This is a genomic window from Streptococcus sp. NLN76 (assembly GCF_015686645.1).
GTDB lineage: Bacteria > Bacillota > Bacilli > Lactobacillales > Streptococcaceae > Streptococcus.
The window spans coordinates 1-2,489 of the sequence record NZ_JADPMS010000085.1 but is presented as its reverse complement, the minus strand read 5'-3'; the positions used below and the strand labels follow the sequence as shown (position 1 = coordinate 2,489).

Below are 2,489 nucleotides of genomic sequence, written 5' to 3'. Positions count from 1 at the left end.
TATCATAAAGGGGAAATCCTCTTTTGTCTAGTCGAATGTTTCACCCAATGGGTGAAAAGCAGAACCTTCCAGAAACCCTGTGATCAATACGGTTTCTGGAAGGTTTTTAAGTTAGGTATGAATAATTGGGGTTAAAACATGCCTTAACGATCTCGGGTATGATAGCAGGACACTCCAAAGATCCAGCTTTCTCATCTTTATACAAACGAGTTTCCCAAAGAGGAAGTAAGATGAAGGCTGTTATCGCTTGTGCTCATAAGATACTAAGAATTGTCTACAAACTTTTGAAAACACATCAAACTTATGAAGCAGTCAAAGCATTAGGGATGCGGCAACATCCTTAAGACATTTTTAAATATGTTCACCTTAAGTATAACACAGATAGTGTTTTTTTGCGCTTTTTTACTGTGTTATTTTCAAATAAAAGACTATAATTGTTATTGCTGTCGGTGGAACTTTATAGAGAACCTGATGTAGAAAGACGACAGGTGCTTTAGGAAGTGTCGGTTTAATGGCTTTGACAGCTAGTGGAGGTAGGGATGGTATTTCTTTTAATATTGGCTTTTTAGGGGCTGTCGGTTTATTTGAGACTGAATAAGTAGGTTCTGTTGGTTGAACAGGTTTACTTGGAGCTTCTAGTGTTTTGTTAAGGATATTTGGTTTGGTTGGGGCTACAGGTGGATTTCCTGGTTTTTCTGTGTTGATGAGGCCGCTAGCTTTGATGTCGGCGTTGACGGTAAACCATTGGCGAGAGCGATCTCTTAATTTACTAGGGTTTGCGGAACGGTTAATATCATTTGGATTATAGCGGATTCCAAATGTAAAAGAAATCTCTCCCCCTGTTACAAGGGCGACTCCAGCTCCATAATATTCATTGAGGTGGCCATCTTGGTCCCATTCAGAACGGTCAAATTTAGAACCATCTGCCTTAGCATTATTACTACCTCTGGCAGCTACGTACCCCTGTTCTCCGCTGACGGAAGATCCAGTAATGGGAATAAAGCTCAGATTCGATTCCAGTTGGACAAACTCTTGCTCTCCAAATTCAAAGCTATTATTTCGAGAAGCAAAAGAGAGTAGGGCAGTCTTATCCTTGTCAAAGATGACAGGTGAGCCATCTTCGAAATAGTAGGTCATGGTTTGACGGATAGAAAAGTCGATCTGACCTTTATTATTTCCGTGTGTCCCCACATAAATCGTTTTGGTTGGATCGGTATAGATAAAAGCAGTAGCCTTTCCATCTTCCGCAAAAGTGGAGAGTAGTTCGTAGGTGTAGTCTAGGCGAGTGATTTTTTTTGCCATTGTAGGATGTATTGGCAAGATTGCTATAGAGTACTCGAATTGGTTTATTCTTTTCAAGAATGACTCCATAGCCATCACCGCTTCCTGCCGGTGTGCCAGAACCTACACCCGAAAATAGTTCAGCCTTACTAGTCAGTGGAAGATTGGTTATTGTTCCAGCAATTCCATCAAGGCTTGGACCGAAATCATGACTAGAGCTGATAAAGGAATTTACACCCTCAAATCGAACACTAGCATTTGGTTCAGACTTTGCAATGAGATATTGAGCATAGGCTTGACTTAGAAAGCCTTCTTTTCGGCTATCTTCTTGAGCTTTTGTAAGAGCCGCTTGGTAGGCTTTTTCAGCTTCTTGATAGAGACTTAGTTCCTTTTCATATTGAGCCTGTTTGCCTTGAAAGCTTTTTTGATCTTGTTCTTGCTCAGCTTTTTGCTTTTGGTAATGTTGTTCTTTGAGTTGGTAATCAGCTAGGTCTTTTTCAAATTGTCCTAGCTCTTTTTGGTAACTTTCTTTTAGCTGCTTGTTTGTCTGTTCTTGTTTTTGATAAGCTTCAAGTTCTTGTTGGTATTGGGTTTGTTCTTTTTCGTAAGTGGCTAATTCTTGTTGGTATTTATTCTGAGCAGCTTCTTGTTCTTTCTTACGATTTTCTTCAGCCTGTTGATGTTTTTCGATTTCTTTCAGGGCAGCCTCATAATTGGCTAAATCAGAAGTATACTGTGCTTTTTCAAGAGCATACTGATTTGTGGCCTCCTGTAATTCTTTACTTTATTGGTTGTAGACTTGACTGATGGCACCAATTGTAGAAACAGTTATGGGTTGGTCGTGAGCCAGAATGACCCCTTCATCCTTAGCTACTTGAATAGCTGAGGTATAGTCAGTAAATGAAGAACGGGGATTTACAATATTTTCCTCAGCTTGAACCTCTTGTGCATAGATCAAGGCAGGCGCTAGTAGAAGACTACTAACAAGCAAAGTCTTTTTCATTTCTTCTCCTTAAACTTTTCTTTTACTATTTTATTATAAATCGTCTAGAAAAATATACTGATGATTTTGATTGATAATCCCAAATTATTCATACCTAACTTAAAAACCTTCCAGAAACCGTATTGATCACAGGGTTTCTGGAAGGTTTTGCTTTTCACCCATTGGGTGAAACATTCGACTAGACAAAAAAGGATTTCCCCTTTAT

At 39.3% G+C, this 2,489-nt stretch carries 2 protein-coding genes; both read right to left on the bottom strand.

Going from position 1 to position 2,489, the window contains the following annotated elements; all coding sequences use genetic code 11:
- Window positions 1–402 precede the first annotated feature (402 nt).
- On the bottom strand, window positions 403–1,377 hold the full coding sequence (locus tag I1A59_RS09270) for a GbpC/Spa domain-containing protein (RefSeq protein ID WP_196092474.1): 975 nt from the start codon (window positions 1,375–1,377) through the stop codon (window positions 403–405).
- Window positions 1,378–2,065: 688 nt separating this feature from the next.
- Window positions 2,066–2,284: a hypothetical protein gene (locus I1A59_RS09265; RefSeq protein WP_196092473.1), complete on the bottom strand. Its 219-nt coding sequence runs from the start codon at window positions 2,282–2,284 to the stop codon at window positions 2,066–2,068.
- Window positions 2,285–2,489 lie beyond the last annotated feature (205 nt).

Bases quoted from the DNA above. Each gene is read 5' to 3' on its own strand.
- I1A59_RS09270 (WP_196092474.1), bottom strand. From the start codon at position 1,377: ATGGCTATGGAGTCATTCTTGAAAAGAATAAACCAATTCGAGTACTCT.
- I1A59_RS09265 (WP_196092473.1), bottom strand. From the start codon at position 2,284: ATGAAAAAGACTTTGCTTGTTAGTAGTCTTCTACTAGCGCCTGCCTTG.